Annotated in this window: 17 protein-coding genes; 6 read left to right on the top strand and 11 right to left on the bottom strand. The window is 66.7% G+C overall.

The genetic code is table 11. The annotated features are described in order from the left end of the window. Window positions 1-96 precede the first annotated feature (96 nt). The gene (locus tag C8D78_RS18835; RefSeq protein ID WP_120955396.1) at window positions 97-1,755 is read left to right on the top strand and encodes an MDR family MFS transporter; all 1,659 of its coding nucleotides are present in this window, start codon (window positions 97-99) and stop codon (window positions 1,753-1,755) included. A 192-nt stretch (window positions 1,756-1,947) separates the two neighbouring features. Then, complete coding sequence (locus tag C8D78_RS18830; RefSeq protein ID WP_120955395.1) at window positions 1,948-3,411, top strand: sugar porter family MFS transporter; 1,464 nt, start codon at window positions 1,948-1,950, stop codon at window positions 3,409-3,411. A gap of 115 nt (window positions 3,412-3,526) precedes the next feature. Here the strand turns inward: C8D78_RS18830 and C8D78_RS18825 are convergent, their stop codons facing one another. The 5 genes from C8D78_RS18825 to C8D78_RS18805 form a co-directional block, all read right to left on the bottom strand. Beyond that, a complete protein-coding gene (locus tag C8D78_RS18825; protein ID WP_120955394.1) occupies window positions 3,527-4,753 on the bottom strand; it encodes an MFS transporter in 1,227 nt (408 codons plus the stop codon). A 35-nt stretch (window positions 4,754-4,788) separates the two neighbouring features. Beyond that, the gene (locus C8D78_RS18820) at window positions 4,789-5,274 is read right to left on the bottom strand and encodes a MarR family winged helix-turn-helix transcriptional regulator (RefSeq protein ID WP_120955393.1); all 486 of its coding nucleotides are present in this window, start codon (window positions 5,272-5,274) and stop codon (window positions 4,789-4,791) included. 216 nt (window positions 5,275-5,490) lie between these two features. Beyond that, window positions 5,491-6,639, bottom strand: a complete 1,149-nt coding sequence (locus C8D78_RS18815) for a mannitol-1-phosphate 5-dehydrogenase (protein WP_120955392.1) — start codon at window positions 6,637-6,639, stop codon at window positions 5,491-5,493. Next, complete coding sequence (locus C8D78_RS18810) at window positions 6,639-8,624, bottom strand: PTS mannitol transporter subunit IICBA (RefSeq protein WP_120955391.1); 1,986 nt, start codon at window positions 8,622-8,624, stop codon at window positions 6,639-6,641. The genes C8D78_RS18815 and C8D78_RS18810 overlap by 1 nt, the downstream gene beginning before the upstream one ends. 58 nt (window positions 8,625-8,682) lie before the next feature. After that, window positions 8,683-9,411, bottom strand: coding sequence for a TetR/AcrR family transcriptional regulator (locus tag C8D78_RS18805; protein WP_120955390.1), 729 nt, complete (start codon window positions 9,409-9,411; stop codon window positions 8,683-8,685). Between the two features lie 184 nt (window positions 9,412-9,595). Here C8D78_RS18805 and ptsP point away from each other — a divergent pair, with 184 nt between their 5' ends. The 3 genes from ptsP to C8D78_RS18790 all read left to right on the top strand — a co-directional run bounded on the left by ptsP (window position 9,596) and on the right by C8D78_RS18790 (window position 12,128). Next, the gene (gene ptsP, locus C8D78_RS18800) at window positions 9,596-11,281 is read left to right on the top strand and encodes a phosphoenolpyruvate--protein phosphotransferase (protein ID WP_120955389.1); all 1,686 of its coding nucleotides are present in this window, start codon (window positions 9,596-9,598) and stop codon (window positions 11,279-11,281) included. Window positions 11,282-11,373: 92 nt separating this feature from the next. Next, a complete protein-coding gene (locus C8D78_RS18795; protein ID WP_120955388.1) occupies window positions 11,374-11,793 on the top strand; it encodes a helix-turn-helix domain-containing protein in 420 nt (139 codons plus the stop codon). A gap of 125 nt (window positions 11,794-11,918) precedes the next feature. Beyond that, window positions 11,919-12,128, top strand: coding sequence for a hypothetical protein (locus C8D78_RS18790; RefSeq protein WP_244208505.1), 210 nt, complete (start codon window positions 11,919-11,921; stop codon window positions 12,126-12,128). Between the two features lie 20 nt (window positions 12,129-12,148). Here C8D78_RS18790 and C8D78_RS18785 read toward each other — a convergent pair whose 3' ends face one another. Then, complete coding sequence (locus C8D78_RS18785; RefSeq protein WP_120955387.1) at window positions 12,149-13,369, bottom strand: PucR family transcriptional regulator; 1,221 nt, start codon at window positions 13,367-13,369, stop codon at window positions 12,149-12,151. Window positions 13,370-13,613: 244 nt separating this feature from the next. Between C8D78_RS18785 and ald the strand changes: the two genes are divergently transcribed. Then, entirely contained in the window at window positions 13,614-14,732 is a 1,119-nt protein-coding gene (ald, locus tag C8D78_RS18780; RefSeq protein ID WP_120955386.1) for an alanine dehydrogenase, read from the top strand. 102 nt (window positions 14,733-14,834) lie between these two features. On the opposite strand, the gene C8D78_RS18775 is transcribed toward ald, so the two are convergent. The 5 genes from C8D78_RS18775 to C8D78_RS18755 form a co-directional block, all read right to left on the bottom strand. Beyond that, on the bottom strand, window positions 14,835-15,899 hold the full coding sequence (locus C8D78_RS18775; RefSeq protein ID WP_120955385.1) for a Gfo/Idh/MocA family protein: 1,065 nt from the start codon (window positions 15,897-15,899) through the stop codon (window positions 14,835-14,837). Between the two features lie 191 nt (window positions 15,900-16,090). Next, window positions 16,091-17,788: an ABC transporter family substrate-binding protein gene (locus C8D78_RS18770; protein WP_120955438.1), complete on the bottom strand. Its 1,698-nt coding sequence runs from the start codon at window positions 17,786-17,788 to the stop codon at window positions 16,091-16,093. A gap of 61 nt (window positions 17,789-17,849) precedes the next feature. After that, on the bottom strand, window positions 17,850-20,018 hold the full coding sequence (locus C8D78_RS18765; RefSeq protein ID WP_120955384.1) for a dipeptide ABC transporter ATP-binding protein: 2,169 nt from the start codon (window positions 20,016-20,018) through the stop codon (window positions 17,850-17,852). Further along, window positions 20,015-21,034, bottom strand: a complete 1,020-nt coding sequence (locus C8D78_RS18760) for an ABC transporter permease (protein ID WP_120955383.1) — start codon at window positions 21,032-21,034, stop codon at window positions 20,015-20,017. The genes C8D78_RS18765 and C8D78_RS18760 overlap by 4 nt, the downstream gene beginning before the upstream one ends. Window positions 21,035-21,036: 2 nt before the next feature. Further along, window positions 21,037-22,023: an ABC transporter permease gene (locus C8D78_RS18755; RefSeq protein ID WP_120955382.1), complete on the bottom strand. Its 987-nt coding sequence runs from the start codon at window positions 22,021-22,023 to the stop codon at window positions 21,037-21,039. Window positions 22,024-22,095: the final 72 nt, after the last annotated feature.

Raw genomic sequence — 22,095 nt, 5'->3', positions numbered from 1 at the left:
CTTCTCCGGACGGTAGTAGCGGGAACAAATGTGCCAGTAACATAGTTACTGAAAGCAACTATCAGCTTGATCCCCACACTTCCCCCTGGAGCAGTCATGTCCAAAACCACCTCCGTGCGCGCCGCGGGAGAGGTCCTGACCCACCGTCAGACCATCACCGTCATGGTCGGACTCATGCTCGGCATGTTCCTGTCCTCGCTGGACCAGACGATCGTGTCCACGTCGATCTACACGATCGCCAACGACCTCGACGGGCTTTCCCTGCAGGCCTGGGCCACCACCGCCTACCTGATCACCTCCACCGTGAGCACGCCGCTGTACGGCAAGCTCAGCGACATCTTCGGCCGCCGCCCGCTGTACCTCATCGCCATCCTGATCTTCCTCGCCGGCTCGCTCTACGCCGGCTCGGTCCACTCCATGACCGAGCTCGCCATTGCCCGCGGCATCCAGGGCATGGGCGCCGGCGGCCTGCTGGCCCTCGCCCTGACCATCATCGGCGACATCGTGGCGCTCAAGGACCGCGCCAAGTACCAGGGCTACTTCATGTCCGTCTTCGGCGTCTCCTCCGTGCTGGGTCCGGTGATCGGCGGCGCCTTCGCGGGCACCGAGACCATCCTCGGCATCGACGGCTGGCGCTGGGTGTTCCTCATCAACATCCCGATCGGCCTCGCGGCCCTCGCCGTGGTGTTCCTGTACCTGCACCTGCCCGCCAAGCACGTCAAGCAAAAGATCGACTACTGGGGCGCCGCCGCCATCACCCTGGCGATTGTTCCCCTCCTGCTCGTCGCCGAACAGGGCCGCAGCTGGGGCTGGAGCTCCGCCAACTCCTACATCTGCTACGGACTGGGCGTCGTGGGCATCATCGCGTTCCTGCTGGTCGAACGTCATGCGGCCGACTACGCGCTGATCCCGCTGCGGCTGTTCAAGAACACCACCTTCGGCCTGTCCTCGCTGCTGAACTTCATCATCGGCATTGGCATGTTCGGCGCCATCGCCATGCTCCCCATGTACCTGCAGTTGGTCAAGGGCCTGACCCCCACGCAGGCCGGCCTGATGATGATCACCTTCACGGTGGGTATCCTCACCGGCTCCATCACGGCCGGCCGGACCATTTCGGCGTCGGGCACGTACCGGATCTTCCCGATCCTGGGCACCGCAGTCCTGACCGCGGCCGCCGTCGTCATGGGCCTCTCGCTCGGCGTCGACACGCCGTTGTGGGTCCCCGGCGTCATCGCGGTCTTCTTCGGCCTGGGCCTGGGCTTCTGCATGCAGCCGCTGACGCTGGCCATGCAGGTCTCCGTTCCGTCCAAGGACATGGGCGTGGGCACCTCCTCGGCCGCGTTCTTCCGCTCCATGGGCGGCGCAGTTGGAACGGCCGTGTTCATCTCGATGCTCTTCAGCCTCGCTGCGGACAAGATCGCCACCGGCATGAAGGACGCCGTGCAGAACGCGGACTACCTCAAGGTCCTCAAGGATCCCGCCGTGGCCGCCGACCCCGCCAATGCCAAGCTGTACGACTTCTTTAAGAACGGCGCCAGCAATGACTCGCTGAACGACACCAGCTGGCTGCATACCGCCAACCCGACGCTGACCCGCCCCATTGTTGAAGGCTTCGCGCAGTCGATCGACGCCGTCATGCTCACGGCCGCCGTACTCACCGGAATCGCCTTCCTGATCACCTTCGCGCTTCCGAACAAGAAGCTCACGGACCCGAAGACAATCGCCCGGGAGAGTGCAGCAGCCGCGGCCCACTAGGCCCGGTCCGGCGGCAGAAAAACCACCACGGCAGGCAGTCCTCCGGGACTGCCTGCCGTTGCCGTCTGCCCCGTCCGCCGAATGTAAGTTTTCTCTCACTTTCTGGCCCTGTGACCGGCGCCGCACTGCGTCCGGTGTAAGACTGGGTAGTTGCGGCGCAGGCCGTGGACCACGAATTGCCGAGGGAGCCATATGACCATCACCCAAGACCAGACCACCGCCAAGATCCCCCAACGGGTGATCTGGCTTGCAGTGGCGGGCGCCGTCGGCGGCTTCCTCTTCGGCTTCGACTCATCGGTGGTCAACGGCGCGGTCGACGCCATCAAGGAAGAGTTCGCGCTCAGCGAGGCCGTGACCGGCTTCGCCGTAGCCGTCGCGCTGCTCGGCTGCGCGGCAGGGGCCTACCTCGCCGGCAAGGTGGCCGACCGCTACGGCCGGATCCCGGCCATGAAGATCGGCGCCCTGCTGTTCCTGATCAGCGCCATCGGCACCGGCTTCTGCTTCGGCGTCTGGGACCTGATCTTCTGGCGTCTGATCGGCGGCCTGGGCATCGGCCTCGCCTCGGTGATCGCCCCGGCCTACATCTCCGAAATCTCGCCGCGGCACGTGCGCGGCCGGCTGGCCTCGCTCCAGCAGCTCGCCATCACCACCGGTATCTTTGCCGCCCTGCTCTCCGACGCCGTCTTCGCCACCACCGCCGGCGGTGCGAGCCAAGACCTGTGGTTCGGCATCGAGGCCTGGCGCTGGATGTTCCTGGCCGGGGCTGTCCCCGCCGTCATCTACGGCTGGATCGCCTTCACCCTGCCGGAGTCCCCGCGCTTCCTGGTCTTCAAGGGCAAGGACGAGGAGGCCCTCAAGGTCTTCAAATCGATTGCCCCGGACAGCGACACCGAGCGCCACCTGCGCGAGATCAAGGAGGCCATCGAAGAAGACAAGCTCGCCGGCCGGAAGGGATCCCTGCGCGGAAGGGCCCTTGGCCTGAAGCCGGTTGTCTGGATCGGCATCATCCTCTCCGTGCTTCAGCAGTTTGTCGGCATCAACGTGATCTTCTACTACTCCACCACCCTGTGGAAGGCCGTGGGATTCCAGGAAAAGGACTCCCTCACCATCTCCGTGGCCACCGCAGTCACGAACATCCTGGTGACGCTGGTTGCGATCGCCCTCGTGGACCGGATCGGGCGCCGCCCCATCCTGCTCGCGGGCTCCATCGGCATGGCCCTCTCGCTGGGCACCATGGCACTGGCCTTCGGCTCGGCCACCGGCTCCGGCGACGCCATCACCCTGCCCGGCGCCTGGGGTCCCGCTGCCCTCGTGGCCGCCAACATCTTCGTGATCAGCTTCGGCGCCTCGTGGGGTCCGCTGGTATGGGTGCTCCTGGGCGAAATCTTCCCGTCCCGGATCCGTGCCCGAGCCCTGGGCCTGGCCGCCGCCGCGCAGTGGATCGCCAACTTCGCCATCACTTTGAGCTTCCCCGTCATGGCCGCAGCATCGCTGCCCCTGACGTACGCCATGTATGCCCTGTTCGCGGCGGCGTCGTTCTTCTTTGTCATGTTCAAGGTGCCCGAAACCAACGGCATGTCCCTGGAACAGGCCGAGACCCTGTTCGTGCCGAAGGGATCCGCGAAGGATGCAGCCAAGGACTCCACCAAGGCTTGAGCCCGCGGGGTGAGGTAGCCGCCGCACCCGGGGACACAACAAAGAACGCCCAGGCTTCCTCGGAAGCCTGGGCGTTCTTCGTTGTGTCGTTGGCTGCTGCGCGAAGCCGGGGTTGCTAGACCACGTGCGGCTCGTGCGCCGTCAGGTAGCGGCGGCCGCCCAGGACCACGGCAATCGCGACCACCATGGCGAGCGCGCCGGCGAAGAACGGCACCTGCGGGCCGAAGTGCTCGCCGAGCTGCGCGGCGGCAAACGGCGCCAGGGCGCCGCCCATCCAGCGCACAAAGTTGTACCCGGCGGAGGCCACCGGCCGGGGTGAATCGGAAACTCCCATGGCCAGTTCGGTGTAAACGGTGTTGTTGATGCCCAGGAGCGCCCCGGAAATGATAACCAGGACCACAACGGCCGGAACCGAGTGCCCGGCGGCGAGACCCAGTCCTACAAGGTCCAGCATCAGCAGGGCCAGGGTGCCGGTGAGAACCCGGACGGCCCCGAAACGGTTCTGCAGGACGGGGGCCGCAAATACGGAGAACACGGCGACCGCGACACCCCAGCCGAAGAACACCCCGCCGATCCCGTAGGCGTCCATGCCCAGAATGAAGGGCGTGAAGGCGAGGACGGTGAAGAAGCCGTAGTTGTAGAACAGGCCGCTGGCCGCCGTCGTCCGCAGTCCCTTGTGGCCCAGGGCCAGCAGCGGGTCGCGGAGCCGGACCTTGCGTTCGGGCAGCGGGGTCTTGGGCAGCAGGGCAACGAGGGCGATAAAGGCGGAGGCCATCAGCACGGCGGTGCCGAAGAACGGCGCGCGCCACTGCCAGCCGCCCAGCAGGGCGCCCAGCAGCGGGCCGAGGGAAATGCCCAGGCCGAGGGCGGCCTCGTAGAGGATGATCGCGGTGCCGGCTCCGCCGCTGGCGACACCGACAATCACGGCCAGCGCCGTGGCCACGAACAAGGCGTTGCCCAATCCCCACCCGGCCCGGAAGCCGATGAGCTCGGCCACGCTGCCCGACGTGCCGGAGAGGGAGGCAAACACGACGATCACCGACAGTCCGATCAGCAGGGTCCGCTTCCCGCCGATCCGGGACGAGACGTACCCGGTGATCAGCATGGCGACGGCGGTGACCGCGAAGTAGCTCGTGAAGAGCAGTGACACCTGGCTGGGCGATGCGTCCAGGTTCTTGGCGATCGCCGGCAGGATGGGGTCCACCAACCCGATGCCCATGAAGGCGAAGACGGCCGCGAGAGCGGTCGCCCACACCGCCTTGGGCTGTTTAAGTAGTGAGGTCTTCTCGGCCTCGAGGGTAACTTCGGCTGCCGACAGGGTGTCGGCGGACTGGCCGTGCATGGGGCACTCCTAAATGGGGGAAATTCGGTTGAGTATCAGGCCTGAAGCGTCGCGTTGATCCTGCCGATGACCGGCAGGGCGGCTGCGAGGGCGGCACGGTCGGCGTCGGGCAGGGACGCGAGGATGCCGGCCATGACGGCGTTGCGGCGTTCGTTGGCGGACTCGACGGCGGTGCGGCCGGCCTGGGTGAGCCTCACCCGGACGGCGCGGGAGTCCTCGGGGTCCGGCTCCCGGCGCGCAAGGCCGGCGCGCTCGAGCTTGATGATCTGTTCGGTGGCGCTGGGCACCTTGACGCCGAGGTTCCGGGCGATTTCACCCACCCGCACTCCGGCGGCTGAGGAAGCGCCGGCGCCTGTTGCAGGCCCCGAGTCCATCAGCATTTTCAGGGTGCTGAGCTGCGCGGCGCTGAGTTCGCCGTCGGCATCCAGGCGCCGGACCAGGTAAATGCTGTGGCGAAGGGCCTCGCGGAAGTCCTGGGCGAGGACGAGAAGGCCGGGGTCGGCCGGTTCACTGGCGTTCATAGTTAGGTAGCCTAACAGTTAGGCACCCTAACGGTCAATGGGGAGGGGTTGCCCTGTCACTTGTGGTTGCTAAAACCGGCGCATAGGAGCCATAGGTGATAGGGCAACGGGTGGGTGACGGCGGAATCCCCTCGGGCCGGGACATAAAGACGCCGACGCCGGAACTCGGGTGAGTTCCGGCGTCGGCGTTCAGTGCTCGGCGTTTATCGGAAGGGGCTAGACGACAGCCTTGGCTTCCGCAATGAGGGAGGAGACCGAGGCGAAGAGCGGGTGGCCCGGCGCCAGTCCGGTGACCTTCTCGGTGGCCTCGTCCGGTGAGGACGCAGACAGGATTTTCGCGAGCTCCACGGACTCCGTGTCGGCAGGATCGTAGAAGCGCAGGGCCGAGGCGATGGCCCCGAGCAGCGCTTCCGGGACAATCCCGCGTTCGGCCAGTTCGGCAGCCGGACCGATGAAGCGCTCGTGCCGGCTGAGTTTGCGCAGCGGGGCGCGGCCCACCCGGGTGACGGTGTCCGGCAGGTGCGGGTTGGAGAATCGGCCCAGGATCTTCTCCACGTACGCCTCCTGCTCCGCACGGTTGAAGCCGTGCTTGGCGACCAGGAGCTCCTTGGTTTCATCCAGGACGGCGCGCACGTCGGCGGCGACGTCCTGATCGGCCATGGCCTCGGATATCTTGCTCAGGCCGGTCTCAAAACCGAAGTAGGCCGCCGCCGCGTGGCCCGTGTTCACGGTGAACAGCTTCCGCTCGATGTAGGGTTCGAGATCGTCCACGAAGGTCGCCCCCGGGATCACCGGCTGCTTCCCGGCGAACGGGGTGCGGTCGATCACCCACTCGTAGAAGGTCTCCACTGTGACGTCCAGGCCCTGCCCGGCCTCCTGGTTGGGCACAATCCGGTCCACCGCCGTGTTGGCAAACACGGCGGCAGCGTCCAGGGATCCGGCGGCGGGGTCCCACTGGGCGGCCACCTCGGACTTCAGGATGTCGGTTGCGTTGATGGCGTTTTCACACGCCATTACCTGCAGCGGCGCCAGCCCGGCGGGGCGGGCCGCGATCCCCTTGGCAATCAGGGGCGCCACGAACTTCAGGATGTGCGGGCCCACGGCGGTGGTGACGATGTCCGCCGTCGCGATTTCCGCGACGACGTCGGACTCCTGGGTGCCGGAGTTCAGCGCACGGAAGTGATCGACGGTGCGCACGGCCGGGATGTCTCCGACCTCGTGGACCTGGTAGCTGTCCGCGGCGGCCAGCTGGGTGATGAGGGCGTCCGCGACGTCGGCGAACACCACCTCATACCCCGCCTCGTGCAGCAGCAGCCCCACGAACCCGCGCCCGATGTTCCCGGCGCCGAAATGAACCGCCTTCACTAGGAGTTGACCTTTCCGAAGAGTGCCAGGACTTCATCGACCGTGGTGGCCGCCTCAAGCTGCGCCACCTGTGCCTTGTTGGTGAAGACCTTGGCGATCGAGGACAGGATCTGCAGGTGTTCGTTGTTGACGCCGGCGACGCCGACCACGAACTTCACTTCTTTGCCGTTCCAGTCGATGCCGTTCGGGTAGCGGATCACGGACACCGCGGACTTCATGATGTGGTCCTTCGCGGCGTTGGTGCCGTGCGGGATGGCGAGGTAGCTGCCCATGTAGGTGGAGACGGATTCCTCGCGTTCGTGCATGGCGTCCAGGTAGCCGGAGTCGACGGCGCCTCGGTCCAGCAGGAGCTGCCCGGCCTCGTCGATCGCGGCGTCCCGGGTGGTTGCCGCGCCGTTGAGAACGACGCTGTCGGCCACCAGGATGCCCGCCGGGCCTGCTTCGGACTCCTCCTCCGGGGCCGCGGGCGCTTCGGGCGTGACGGCGGCGGGGGCTACCGCAGCGGCGCCCGCGTCGGGGACCTCTCCCCCGTCAGTGTTGCTGGCCCTGATCAGCTCAACGATCTCGTCGTACCGGGGGCTGTTCATGAAGTTGTCCACGGACACATGCACGGCGCTGGCGGTCACGGGCTTGGCCCGCTCGGTCAGATCCTGGTGCGTGATGACGACGTCGTACGTGTCGCTGAGGTTGGCGATGGCGGAGTTGGTGACCTTGACCTCCGGGAAACCGGCGGCCTTGATCTTGTTCCGGAGCACCGAGGCGCCCATCGCGCTGGAGCCCATGCCGGCGTCGCACGCAAAAACAACGTTCTTGATCGGGGTGGCGAGGACGGCGACGCCGCCGGAACCTGCGCCCTGTCCAATCAGTGCGGAGGAAACCGAGCTCTTCTTGCCCTTCAGGGCCTCCATCTTGTGGGTGGCCTGGTCCAGGTCGTCTTCCGCGGTTGCCTTGCTGGCTTTGAGGATCACCGAGCCGATAAGGAAGGACACCGTGGTGGCGAAGAGCACGGAGAGCGTCACGCCGACGTAGCTGTCGCGTGCTGTTGCGGCGTAGACCGCGATTATGCTGCCCGGGGCGGCCGGGGACCGGAGGCCGGCCCCGGTGACCACCAGGGTGAAGATGCCGGTCATGCCGCCGCCGATTGCGGCGAAGATCATCATCGGCTTCATCAGGACGTACGGGAAGTAGATCTCATGGATGCCGCCGACAAACTGGATCACGGCCGCGCCCGGCGCAGATGCCTTGGCCAGGCCCTTGCCGAAGAAGCTGTAGGCGAGCAGGATGCCGAAGCCCGGACCGGGATTGGCTTCGAGCAGGAACAGGATGGACTTGCCCTGCTCAAGCGCCTGCTGGGTGCCCAATGGGGTGAGGATGCCGTGGTTGACGGCGTTGTTCAGGAACAGGACCTTGGCGGGCTCGATGAAGATGCTGGTGAAGGGCAGCAGGCCGTTGGCGACCAGCCATTCGACGACGGCGCTGGCGCCGTTGCTGAACGCCTTCACCACCGGACCGACGATCATCATGCCGACGACCGCCATGATGGCGGCCAGAATGCCGGCCGAGAAGTTGTCGATCAGCATCTCGAAGCCGGGCTTGACGCGGCCTTCCCAGATCTTGTCGACCTTCATCATGAGCCACGCGGTGAGCGGGCCCAGGATCATGGCACCGATGAACATGGGGATGTCGGTACCGACGATCACACCCATGGTGGCCACCGCACCCACTACGCCGCCCCGCACACCGTAGACCATCCGGCCGCCGGTGTAGCCGATCAGCAGCGGGAGCAGGTAGGTGATAATTGGCCCGACCAGCTTGGCGAGCTCTGAATTGGGGAAGAAGCCAGCCGGGATGAAGAGCGCCGTGATGAAGCCCCAGGCGATGAAGGCTCCGATGTTGGGCATGATCATTCCGGACAAGAACGTCCCGAATTTCTGCACGTGCACCCGCATGCTGGTGCGTGGTTTCGCAACTGTCTCTGTTGCCATGTGAATTCCTAACCGTAGTTCCCGCTGCTTTGCAGGATGGTCCGATAATTTCGCCGAGCTAACTGTTGGAGCTGGTGGAGATCCGGTGGAGCCATTCGAGGAAGAGCTTGAGTTCGGAGCTGGAGAGCTGGTCCGAGTGGGACGCCTGGAGAGCCGCGTTCAACGCAATGGCCGCCACCACCACCGAGGACTTTCCGGTGTCGTCAGATTCATTGCTGCGGGCCTGTTCCGCCGAAACCGCAAAGATCATGGCGTCGCGGGTCATGGCGGACAGCTCGAGGTTGCGCGCTGGCGCCTTTTCCGCGATCAGCATCAGGGTCACCCCCACATTGGCCGCCAGGATGGACCTGGCCGCCTCCTTGGGCGGGACGTTGAGCTGGCCGGACACGGCAGCCTTGTTGAGCATCTCCTCCATGAGGGCCTCGGCGTCGGCGACGATCGCCGGCCGGCTCTCAGGGCGGATATTGCCGAACATGACGAGGTACAGCTCCGGCTGTTTCAGCCCGAACTGCACGTGGTTGTCCCACATTCGCCGGATGTCCTCCAGCGGCTGGCCGGAGGGTGCGAAGTCCCGTTCCCCCGCGACGTAGTCGTCAAAACCTGCTGCGACGACGGCGTCGAACAGCCCTTCCTTGTCGCCAAAGTGGTGATAGAGGGTCGGTGCCGTGACACCGGCCAGCTGAGTGATCTGGCGGGTCGAGACCGCGGACCCACCGGAATTGGCCAGGAGCTCGGCGGCCGCACGCAACAGCCGGGCTTTGGGTGGTAGCTGGCCATCGATACTCATAACCGCTACCCTAGCACCTATAGCAACGCTATATGAACTGGATCACATACAATTTTTTCAGGTGCCATGATCCGGCCGCTGACGAAGCCGTCAGCGGCAGCGTCGATGATCAGCAGGATCAGCTACGGCATCTGCTTTACCGGCTTAGTGGCCACCGGCCTACGACAGAGAATGAGGACCTTCAGTGCAGAACTTCCCAGGAGTAGGCGTCAGCCCCGGCCGCATCATCGGTACCGTCCGGCAGATGCCCAAACCGATCAGCGAACCGCCCGCCGGAGAGCAGCTGCCCGCCGGCGTCACGGCGGAAGAGGCGACGGCGGCACTGAAGGCGGCCGCGAAGTCGGTCCACGACGAGCTCAAGGCCCGCGCCGAAACCGTGAGCGGCGACGGCAAGGCCGTCCTCGAGGCCACCGCGCTCATGGCCACCGACACCATGCTGCTTAAAGCCGCGACCAAACTGATCGGCCGCGGATCGTCCGGGCAGCGGGCCATCTGGGAAGCCGGCGCCTCGGTCTCGGAAATGCTGCATAACCTGGGCGGCTACATGGCCGAGCGCGCCACCGACGTCCTCGATGTCCGGGCACGGATCGTGGCGGAGCTGCGCGGCGTTCCCGCGCCGGGCATTCCCGTCTCTGCGACGCCGTTCATCCTCATCGCCGAGGACCTCGCCCCGGCGGACACCGCCACCCTGGATCCGGAAAAAGTCCTGGCCCTGGTCACCGCCGGCGGCGGCCCGCAGTCCCATACCGCCATCATCGCCCGCTCGCTGGGCCTGCCCGCCGTGGTCGCCGCCGTCGGCGTCGACGAGCTGGCCGACGGCACCGAAGTGTACGTGGACGGCGCGGCCGGCCTCATCACCGCCGAACCGGGGGAGTCCCAGCGGGCTGCCGCGGCACACTGGGCCGCCACGGCGTCGCTGCTGTCTGCCTTTGACGGAACCGGCACGACGGCGGACGGCCACCACGTGCCGCTCCTGGCCAATGTCGGCGGCGCCAAGGACGCCGTGGCCGCGGCCGGGCTGAACGCCCAGGGCGTGGGCCTGTTCCGCACCGAGTTCTGTTTCCTGGAGCGGGATACCGAGCCGACCGTGGAGGAGCAGGCCGCCGCCTATAAGGGGGTCTTCGACGCCTTCCCAGGCAAGAAAGTGGTGCTCCGCACCCTCGATGCCGGCGCGGACAAGCCGCTGCCGTTCCTGACCGACGCCACCGAACCCAACCCTGCCCTGGGCGTCCGCGGCTACCGGACCGATTTCACGACGCCGGGCGTCCTGGAACGCCAGCTGCAGGCGATCGCCCTGGCCGATCAGTCCTCCGACGCCGACGTGTGGGTGATGGCACCCATGATTTCCACGGCCGAGGAGGCCGCCCGCTTTGCCTCGCTGTGCGCCGCGGCCGGGATCAAGACCCCGGGCGTCATGGTGGAGGTCCCGTCGGCCGCCCTGACGGCCGAAGCCATCCTCCGCGAGGTCGGCTTCGCCAGCCTGGGCACCAACGACCTCACCCAGTACGCCATGGCCGCGGACCGCCAGCTCGGCCCGCTGGCCGCCCTGAACACCCCCTGGCAGCCGGCCGTGCTGAGGCTCGTGGGGTTGACTGTGGAGGGCTCGGTGGCCGAGGGCCACAACAAGCCCGTCGGCGTATGCGGCGAGGCCGCGGCGGATCCGGCCCTCGCTGTCGTCCTCACAGGCCTGGGCGTCACCACGCTGTCCATGACGGCGCGTTCCATCGCGGCCGTCGCCGCGGTAATGAAAACCGTCACCCTGGCCGAGGCCCAAGAGCTGGCCAAGCTGGCCCTGTCCGCGCCGAGCGCCACCGAGGCCCGGGCCTGGGTCAGGGCCAAGCTTCCGATCCTGGAGGAACTGGGGCTCTAAGCAGGGCCTGCACCGTGGGGCCTGTACCGTGTGGTCCGCCGGCTGGCTCGCCGGCGGACCCACCCGCTAGGACCACCCGCTAGGATGCACCCATGGCACTCATAGCACCCCGGGTAACGGCCGGCCTCCCGGCGGAGGACGCGCAGAAACTCAAGTACGCCCTCGACGGCAGCCACGACATCACGGTATTCGTGGACGGCACCGTCCACCGCCTGCCGCCCGAGGCGAGGGACGCCGTCGTCGACCTGCTGGGCCGGTTCAGCCGCGGCGAGGCCGTCACGGTCAGCAGCGTCGAGGAAATGTTGACCACCTCCCGCGCCGCGGAGCTGGCCGGGATCTCGCACACGTACTTGCGGAACATGACCGACCGCGGGGAGATCCCGGTGCAATACCGGGGAACGCACCGAAGGATCCGGCTGGCCGACATCATGGCCTGGCTCGAAACGCAGAAGAAGCACAGCACGGATTCGGCTGACGCGGCCGGCCAGAATGTCGGCCCGACCGCTTCATGAACGGGCACTTCATGAAGCAGTGATAAGGATCAAGCAACGATCGGACGCCGGCGCCGAAACGCGGATAAGGCGGGGGTTAAACTTCGATGGTGGGTAAATTCAGAGGATGGCACATCTTGGCAGGCATGGCCGCCATGCTGCTCGCCGGCATCCTTGGAATCGCCATGGGCCTGAACATCACGGCAACTTACATGGCTAGCGGTGTCGCATTCGTTGCGGTGTCCCTTTGGGTGGACAGCCGGATTTCCCGACGCCGGAACGCCGCGCGCCGGCTCGCCGCCGGAGACGACGCGGCGCCGGGACTCGACATCAACACCTCCAAGCACGAGGGCTAGTCCGCATGCCGAAATAGGAGTCAGATCCGCGGCCGGGCCGCCCAGCGCCGCGCCTTGAGCGCAGCATGAAGCTCCAGCCGCACCATTCCCTTCAGCGGGTCCACGCCCAGCACCTGACGGATCCGGCCGAGCCGGTTGTAGATGCTGCTCCGGTGGAGGTGCAGCTTGGTCGCGACTTCCTGGACGGAGGCGTCGTTGTCGTAGAAAAGCTCCAGCACGGGCAGCAGCTCGTGGTTGCGGTCATGGTCCTCGAGGATCCGGAAATACACCGATCCCGCATCTGCCCACGCCCCCGCACCGCCACCGGCCGAGGCCAGTAGCTGGTAAACGCCGGTGGCCCGGCAGTCGACGAGCTCGCCCAGCTGCGGATCCACTGCCGCAGCCTGGGCCGCCTGCCGCGACTGCCGATAGGCCTCGGCGAGTTCGCGCGGCTTCCCGAACCCCTCGCTGGTGCCCAGGATGATCCGCCGGACAGTGCGCCCCGAACGTTTGGCCAGTTCCAGCTGGTAATGGACCAGCACCTGGGCATGGTCCGCCCGTCCCGTGGACTCCCGGAAGATCACCACAGCATGGGATTCCGTGCCGGCGCTGAACAGTGCGGCGTCCACCCCGATGGTGGCCTGCAGCGCCGCGGAGCGGTGGATGAGCGTGTCTGCGATGGGGTCCGAGCCCCCGGCCCAGCCGTCCGCGTCCAGGATGGTCACCAACTGCCAGGGGCCCTTGCCCTGGATCTCCTTCCAGCCCGCCACGGCCGCCACCGCGTTGGCCTCGCCGGCGCAGGCGGCTAGGAACTCCTGCTCGCGACGGCGGCGGAACGCGGACTCGGCCGTGTTGGAATCCAGTAACAGGGAGGACAGCTGTTCCAACTCACGTGCAACGTCCGGTAACTGGGCGAGCACGGACGCGCCGCTTGGTTCTTCGGCGTCGAGCTGGACCCACAGGTACCCCACCCGGAAGCCCCGCACCAGCAGCGGCACGCAGATGCGGCCCAGCATGCCGAGGTCCGCGTTGGCCGGCACCACCACCGGCCGGACCGCCGTGGCAATTCCGTGCGAGAGCTGCCAGGCGATGACGTCCACCGGAACACGCTTGCTGAGCAGGAAGTTCACCCGGACGCGGTCCGCATGCGACTGGTTGGAGCTGTAGGCGAGGAGCAAACCGTCGAGGTCTTCGAGGGAGAGGCCGCGGCCCAGCCGCTGCGCCACTTGCTCCACGAGCTGCTCCACGTCCTGCTGCTGCATCCAGCCAGACTACTGCCCCGGGCCGCCGCACTGCGAATGCGCCGCGGACGGACACGAGCCGACACCTGACGCCCGCTCCCGCGACAAATGTCTACCCCCTAAAGTGAAAAAGCGCGGAATGACGCGGCCGAGGACGCCGCCCCGGCGGCCGCACCTGTCGCCTGCCTCACAGCGGGATCTATTCTGGAAGTACGAATCCCCCGCTCATCCAGGCCCGCGAGGCCGCCACCACTGGAGCCAAAAAATGATCATCGGTGTCCCCAAAGAGATCAAGAACAACGAGTTCCGCGTCGCCATCACGGCAGCGGGCGTCCACGAATTCCGCACCCACGGCCACGCAGTCCTCGTCGAGCGCGGCGCGGGCCTGGGCTCGGGCATCACGGACGAGGAATACGCGATCGCCGGCGCCGAGATCGTCGCCGAGGCCGACGACGTCTGGGCCCGCGCCGACATGGTCATGAAGGTCAAGGAACCGGTCAAGGCCGAGTACCACCGCTTCCGCAAGGGCCTGATCCTCTTCACCTACCTGCACCTGGCCGCCGAGCCGGAACTGACCCAGGAACTGATCAACACCGGCGTCACCGCCATCGCCTACGAGACCGTCCAGGAGGGCCGGACCCTGCCGCTGCTGGCCCCGATGTCCGAGGTTGCCGGCCGACTGTCGGTGCAGGTGGGCGCCACCTCCCTGATGGCTCCGGCCGGCGGCAAGGGTGTGCTGCTCGGCGGCGTCCCGGGCGTCCGTCCGGCCAAGGTGGTTGTCCTGGGCGCCGGCGTTGCCGGCACCAACGCCGCAGCCATGGCCCTGGGCCTCGGCGCGGATGTCACCATCCTGGACATCAACATCAACCGCCTCCGCGAACTGGATGCCCAGTACCAGGGCCGCCTGAAGACTGTCGCGTCCAACGCCTACGAGATCGAAAAGTCGGTTGTCGACGCCGACCTCGTGATCGGCTCGGTCCTGATCCCCGGAGCCAAGGCCCCCAAGCTCGTCACCAACGAACTCGTCTCCCGGATGAAGCCCGGCTCCGTGCTGGTGGACATCGCGGTGGACCAGGGCGGCTGCTTCGAGGACACCCACCCCACCACGCACCAGGAACCGACGTACAAGGTCCACAACACGATCTTCTACTGCGTGGCCAACATGCCCGGCGCCGTCCCGAACACCTCCACCTACGCGCTGACCAACGTCACCCTGCGCTACGCCGTCTCGCTGGCGAACCTGGGCGTCAAGGCCGCGTTCGAGCGCGACGCCGCCCTGGCCGCCGGCCTGAACATCGCCGGTGGCAAGGTTGCGCACCGCTCGGTCTCCGAGGCGCACAACCTGCCCCTGGTCGCCGACTGGCACGAACTGGTCTCCGCGTAAGTTCCACGCGGTAAGTTCCGCGCGCATCGGCTGCTCCGTTACCGCCCTTTTGGACCCCCAAAACGGCGGCTACGGAGCAGCCGATGGCTGTTTAAGCCCTAACTAGGCGCGTTCGGCCAGGGACCGCGCCTGTTCGATGAGCTGCAGCACCTCCACCGGGCCCGCGGGGTCGACCGGAACGGGCAGCTCCGAGGCGGCTCCGCCGTCGGCGATCTTGGCCGCCAGGATCCGGTAGAACTCCGGGTAGGCGCCACGCTCGGTGGGCAGCCGGTCCAGGTGGCCGTCGCGGCCCAGCATCCCGGCCCAGTCCGGGTCCTCGACGCCGTAGCCGGCGTCCAGCGGGCTGCCGCCGGCGACGATGTACGGCTCCTGCGGGTCGACGCCGTGCTTGGTGAAGCCGCCCTCGCCGCCCAGGATGCGGTACCGGGGACCCTGCTGGGCGCAGAGCATGTTCATCCAGAGGTGACTGATCACCCCGGAGCTGTGCCGCAGGACCACAAAGACATCGTCGTCCACCCGCTGCCCCGGCCGCCTGGTCTCCAGTTCCGCGTGCGCCACCGTCGCCGGTCCGAAGAGCTGCACGGCCTGGTCCAGCAGGTGGGTGCCGAGGTCAAAGAGCACCCCGCCGCCGTCGTCCGCCGTCGCCGCCGCTTTCCATGCCTTGGGAACCTCGGGCGACCACCGCTCAAAGCGTGACTCAAACCGGCTCACGGGGCCCAAGGCTCCTGCCTCCACGAGGGCCTTGACCGTGAGGAAGTCGCCGTCCCAGCGCCGGTTCTGGAAAACCGTCAGCACCCGGCCCAGCCGCGCGGCGAGGTCGATGAGTTCCTGTCCCTCGGCGCTGCGCACGGCAAAAGGCTTGTCGACGACGACGTCGAGGCCGGCTTCCAGCGCGGCTTTGGCGAGGGGATAGTGGGTGGCCGGCGGCGTGCCGAGGACCAGCAGATCCAGCTCGCCGGAGAGTTCCAGGATGCCGGCCGGGGTGTCGACGATCCTGGCCGCCGGGTAGCTGGACGCGGCGGCGGACCTCCTGCCGGGATCGGACGTGGAGATCGCCTTGAGCGAATAGGCGGGGTTGGCGGCGATGAAGGGGGCGTGGAAGACGCTGCCCGAGAGGCCGAAGCCGGCGACGGCGGTGCGGATGGGCCGGGATGAATCGTTGGTCATGGTGCCTAGGCTACCGCCCGCCCTGCGGGGGTGTTCCTGCCGGGTGTCCCTGCCGGTTGGAACCTGCCTGCTGGACCCTGCCGGCTGGTTAGCGGCCTGGCCGTTAAACCGGCGAGGCCGGCGCCGCCCGGTTGCTTCCGGGGGCGCCGGCCTCGGCCGTGCTGCTTGTTAGTGCTTGGTGCTTGTCAGTACTAGCTCTTCTGCCAGCCGACAACGCTCCAGTCCGGGGTCTGGAACAGGGCTGCACCGTAGTTGGCCAGGCCAGTGCGGGCGAAGTAGATCTGCGGGCCGTTCATGATGACGCCCATGGAGAAGTACTTCTCCATGTGCTTCTTCTCGACGTCCATGGCGGCCTTGTTGCGCTGGGCGTCGTCCTGAATGGACGCGAGGTCCTTGATGGTCTTGTCCAGTTCGGCATCGCCGAGCCTGTTCTCGTTGGTTGCCGAGTCGTAATACTGCTTCACGGCGCCGGTGGCGTCGGCGCCGACGCCGTAGCCGGAGATGGTGAGCTGGAAGTCGCGGCTGCCAACCACCTTGCCGAAGTCGGCGTCGCCGCGCTGGTCAATGCCGACCTCCATGCCGGCCGCCTGCAGCTGCTTCTGCAGCGTCTGAACGGTGGCGAGGCCGGTGGGGTCGTCACCGAAGTTGGTGATCTTGAACGACGCCGGGACGCCGTTCTTTTCCATGATGCCCTTGGCGTTGGCCGTGTAGCCGGCCTCGGTGAGAACCTTCTTGGCGGCGTCGGCACCGGTTTCCTTGACCGGGTAGTTGTCCTGGTAGTACTTCGAGAACGGCATCAGCATCATCGAGCCCGAGTTGTTCTCCTGCCAGTTCAGGCCGCCGAAGCGGACGGCGCGGATGGCGGGGCGGTCGACGGCGGTGAAGATTGCCTTACGGACCGCGACGTCGGTGAGCGGCGCCTTCAGGGCGTTGAGGTTCAGGCCACCCGCGAAGAGCCGCTGACCGCGGCGGACCTCGGCGTTCTTGGTGCCTTCAAGCTGCTTGTACTTGGTGAGCGTACGGCCGTCGGCCATGTCGATCTCGCCGTTCTTGAAGGCGGCGATCTCGGCGCTTGCCTCCAACTGGCGGAAGATCACCTTGTCCAGGACCGGCTTATCGCCCCACCACTTGTCGTTCGGAACAAGGGAGACGGTCTTGGCGGCAGAGTCGTACTTGTCGACCTTGAACGGTCCCGCCATCCATTCCGGGTGCATTTCGCCGGTGAAGCCGGTGTTGAAGAGCGCCGGGGTGTTGACGGCCTGCGGGACGAATCCGCCGAAGATGTCGCTGAGCGGGTACACCGGCTGGGTGGTGGTCACGACGACTTCCTTGTCGCTGCTTCCGGCCTTGACGGAGTCGATGAACTCATAGGCGCCGGACGTGACGATGTCGATGTCCTTGTTCTTGCCGTTGAGCATCTTCCACGTGTTTTCGAACGTGGAGGCGTTGATCGGGGTGCCGTCGTTGTAGGCGGCCTTCGGGTTGATCTTGATGGTGATGGTCTGCTTGCCGTTCTTGACCTCACTCTTGAAGTCTTCGCAGAAGTTCTTGTTGAGGCTGGCGGTGCCGTCGAAATCGAGCTTCCAGCAGCCGACATAGCCGGCCTCGTCGATCGGGTAGTGCAGCTCGGTGTTGTCCGAGGAGTTGCCCGCGTTGGAGAAGCCGTTGAAGTCCGGTCCGATGTTGCCCAGGGGAAGCGTGACGGTGCCGCCCTGCTTCAAATCACCGGCCTTTTTGGCGTTGACGCTGACCAGCTTGCTGAGGTCCCCGGAGGCATCCTGTGCCTTGGCGCTCTCGGCAGTGGTGGAGGCGCCACCGCCGCCGCACGCGGTCAGCGCGAGCGCGGCCACTACGGCGGCGATGCCACCGATTTTGGTCCGATTCTTCATCATGTTCCCCTTCATTTTTCCTGCGAGTGTGATGCGTGGGTGGCTCTGGTGTGGGTGCGGCTCAGTGGGCGTCGTGGACGACGACCATGTCCGCGTCCAGTTCGCCGTCCGGGTAGAAACAGGCGAACTGCTGGTCGGTGGCTGCCTTTCCCAGGACTGGCTCCAGGGCCGGTTCCAGGGTCAGGCACTTCTCCTGCCGGGCCGGCGGCAGCGCGGCGAACACGGGACAGCGGGTGGCGAAGTTGCAGCCTGCCGGGGCCTCCAGCGGTGAGGGCAGGTCGCCCTGGAGGATGATCCGTTCGCGGGTGCGCTCCAGCTCGGGATCCGGCACCGGGATCGCGGAGAGCAGGGCACGGGTGTAGGGGTGGCGGGGGTTATCGAACACGGCGTCGACGTCGCCGATCTCCACGATTTTGCCCAGATACATGACGGCGACGCGGTTGGAGATGTGCCGGACCACGGAGAGGTCGTGCGCCACCATGAGGTAGCTCAGGCCCAGTTCGGCGCGGAGCTTGTCGAGGAGGTTGATGACGCCGGCCTGCACCGACACGTCGAGGGCGGAGACGGGTTCGTCCAGGACCACCAGGCGGGGGTTCACGGCGAGGGCGCGGGCAATGCCGATGCGCTGGCGCTGGCCGCCGGAGAACTGGTTCGGGAAGCGGTTCACGTGGTCCGCCTGCAGGCCCACGAGCTCCATCAGTTCCATGATCCGTTTCCGAATGGCCGGCTTGGGCAGGCCCAGGTTCTCCATCGGCTCGGCCAGGACCTCGTACACGGTGAAGCGAGGGTCCAGCGCCCCGGTGGGATCCTGGAAGACCATCTGCAGTTCCTTGCGCATGGCGGCCTTGGTCCGGGCATCGGCGGCCTGCTTGTTGCTTAGCCCGCCGATCACCACCTCACCGTCCTGGTCCTTGTGGAATTCCATGATTTCCAGCAGGGTGGTGGTCTTTCCGCAGCCGGACTCCCCCACGATCGAGAAGCACTCGCCCTCGCGGATATCGAAGCTCACCCCGTCCACGGCCTTCACGGTGCCGATCCTGCGCTTGAGCAGGGCGCCCTTCAGGAGGGGGAAATGCTTCCTGACGTCGCGGAGTTCCAGGACAGTCTTGCGCTCGTGCCGCGGCAGGCTGTCAAAGCCGGAGACCGGCACGGCCGGGGCGGCGAAGATGGCGTGGGCGCCGACGTCGGCGAGGGCCTCGCTCTTGATGCATGCGGCGCTGTGTCCCGTGCCGGGTGCCACCGCCAGGAGGTCCGGTTCGCCCTCGAGGCAGGCCTCGCTGGCCAGCGGGCAGCGAGGCGCGAAGGAGCAGCCGGTGGGCGGGTGGATGAGGTTCGGGGGAATCCCGTCGATCGGCACGAGGGAGGTCTTTTCGGCGATGTCCACGCGCGGGACCGCGCCCAGCAGGCCCATGGTGTAGGGCATCCTCGGGCTGTAATAGATGTCGTCGATGCTGCCGGTCTCCACCGGCCTGCCCGCGTACATGACCATGATGTCATCCGCCATCCCGGCGACCACGCCGAGGTCGTGCGTGATCATGACGACGGCGGCACCGGTTTCCTCCTGTGCGGCGTGGAGCACCTCCAGGACCTGCGCCTGGATGGTGACATCCAGGGCCGTCGTCGGCTCATCGGCGATCAGGACCCGCGGGTTGTTGGCGATCGCGATGGCGATCATGACGCGCTGGCGCATGCCGCCCGAGAACTCGTGCGGGAAGGCTTTGAGCCGGTCCTTCGGGCTGGGGATGCCGACCAGGCCCAGGAGCTCGACGGCGCGGGCCTCCTTGGCCTGTTTGCTCATGGCCGGGTTATGGACGGACAGGGCCTCGACGATCTGGGCGCCGACCGTGTAGACCGGGGTCAGGGAGGACAGCGGATCCTGGAAGACCATCGCGAGATCGTTGCCGCGGTGCCGGCACATGGCCTTGTCGCTGAGCCCGAGCAGTTCCTTGCCGTTCAGCCGGACCGAACCGCTGACATCCGCCGTCGGGGGCAACAGGCCCATGATGGCCAGGGACGTGACCGATTTGCCCGAGCCGGACTCGCCCACGATCCCCAGCGTCCTGCCTGACATCAGATCGAAGTCGATGCCGCGCACCGCGTGGACCACACCGTTTTCGGTGTTGAAACGCACGTTGAGGTCCCGGACGGACAGAACCGCGCCGGTGGGCGCGTGCAGCCCGGCGTCGCGGAGTCGATCGGCGGTCTTCTGGGCAGTGGAATTGCTGGTCATTGGTTCTTCTTCTGTGTGTTGCCGGTCTGCGCTGTGCCACTGCCGGCCGTGCTCTTCTTGGCCGTGCCCTTCTTGGCCTTGCCAGTGGAGCTGGAGCTGGGATCGAACGCGTCGCGGAGGCCGTCGTTCATCATGGCCAGGGAGCCGGTCAGCAGGAACATCACGGTCAGGGGTGCCCAGAACATCCACGGGAATGTGGAGACCTGGGAGGTGGACTGGCCGATCAGCACACCCAGGCTCACGTCCGGGACTTTGATGCCGATGCCGATGAAGGAGAATGCGACCTCGGCGAGGATGGCGCCGGTGACGCCGCGGGTGACTTCCAGGACCAGCAGGGAGCCGATGTTGGGGACCAGGTGCCGCCAGACGATGCGGCGCGGCGGGATGCCCATGTACTGCGCGGCTTTGACGAAATCGCGCTGCATGAGGGACATCGAAAGCGACCGGATGAGGCGCGCGGTGCCCATCCAGCTGAAGACCAGCAGGACGATGATGAGCAGCAGCCAGCTCGGGACGGAGTTTTTCAGTCCGTTGGCGCCGCCGCTCGTCGCCACTGCGACCACCAGCAGCGCCGGCATCATGATCAGCGCTTCGAGGATGAACAGCATGACCTTGTCCACTTTGCGGCCGAAGTACGCCATGGTGCAGCCGTAGACCGCGGCGATCAGCACGGAGACGAGGCCGACCACGAGGCCGATCAGGATGGAGACCCGGGTGCCCTCGACTGTCAGGGCGTAGAGGTCGATACCGGCCTGGGAGGTGCCCAGTAAGTGCTCCGCGGAGGGCGGCATGCCGATGCTGAAGGGGTCGATGGTCTCCTTGTCCCAGCTGCCGAAGAACCCGCCGATGAAGGAGACGAGGGTCAGGGTCAGGAAGACGGCCAGGCCTACGACGGCGGTCCGGTTGCGCAGGAAGCGCCGCAGGATGATCCGCGACTTGCCGATCACGACGTCGTCGTTGTCGAGCTTTCCTTCGTCGCGGAGAACGGCCGGATCGATCGTGTTGAGGTTGGTCATGGTTACTGCACCCGCACTCTCGGGTCGACGAGCGTGGTAGCGAAATCGGCGAGGATGGCCCCGACCGCGAAGATGACGGAGCCATAGGCCAGGGTGGCGGTGGCGGCGTTGACGTCCTGCAGCGCAATCGCGTCAATGGACCAGGACCCCACCCCGTGCCAGGCGAAGATCTTCTCCGCGAAGAAGCCGCCGGCGAAGATCGCCGGGATGGTAAATGCAATGCTCTGGGCCACGGGAATGAAGGACACGCGCAGGGCGTGGCGGCTGATGGCCTGGTTGCGGGTCAGGCCCTTGGCCCGGGCCGTCCGGACGAAGTCGGCGTTCACGTTGTCCAGCAGGTACTGGCGCTGGGCGATCTGGTAGGCGCCCCAGCCGGCGATGGTGATGGCGAAGGTGGGCACGGCGTAATGGGCGAGCATGTCGATGAACTGGGCCCAGCCGTCGCCGTCGAGGCCCGGGGTGGAGATGCCGGTGACGAAGAAGACGCGTTCCCCGACCGAATCGTTGATGTTGATGGCGCCGAGCTGTACCAGGAAGTAGGCGATCGGCGCGGGGACGATGTACATCAGGTAGCTGTACGAGGTGATGACGCGGTCCGATGCCTTGTACTGACGGGCAGCCGTGTAGACGCCGAGGGCGACGCCGATCACCAGGGTCAGGATGATCGAGGCCAGGAAGAGCCGGGTTGAGATCCAGACCCGGTCGCCGAACTCGGCGTTGATGAAGGCGCCGTTGGGGCTGCGGCCCCAGTCCCAGCGGGTCACTATGCCCGTGAGCCAGTCAACGTAGCGTTCCCACGGGCTGAGGGCGGGATCAAGCCCCTTGAGCCGGAAGGAGTTGGCCACCTGTTCAGGGGTGGGCCGGGGAATCCGCTCCTGCTCGAGCAGCGCCGGCTGAAGCGTGCTCACTGCCAGAAGGTAGCCGGCACTGGTGGTCAGGAAGATCATGAAGACATACGTGGTGGCACGTTTGGCCAGGTATCGGAGCATGGACCGGTTAGTTCCGGATCGTCGTTGTCTGCGCGGATCCGGCTGCCGTGGCGGCGGGTCCGAGGGGCCGCA

Source organism: Arthrobacter oryzae (assembly GCF_003634095.1).
GTDB classification, from domain to species: Bacteria; Actinomycetota; Actinomycetes; order Actinomycetales; family Micrococcaceae; genus Arthrobacter; species Arthrobacter oryzae.
This window is presented reverse-complemented; position numbering and strand designations above follow the sequence as displayed.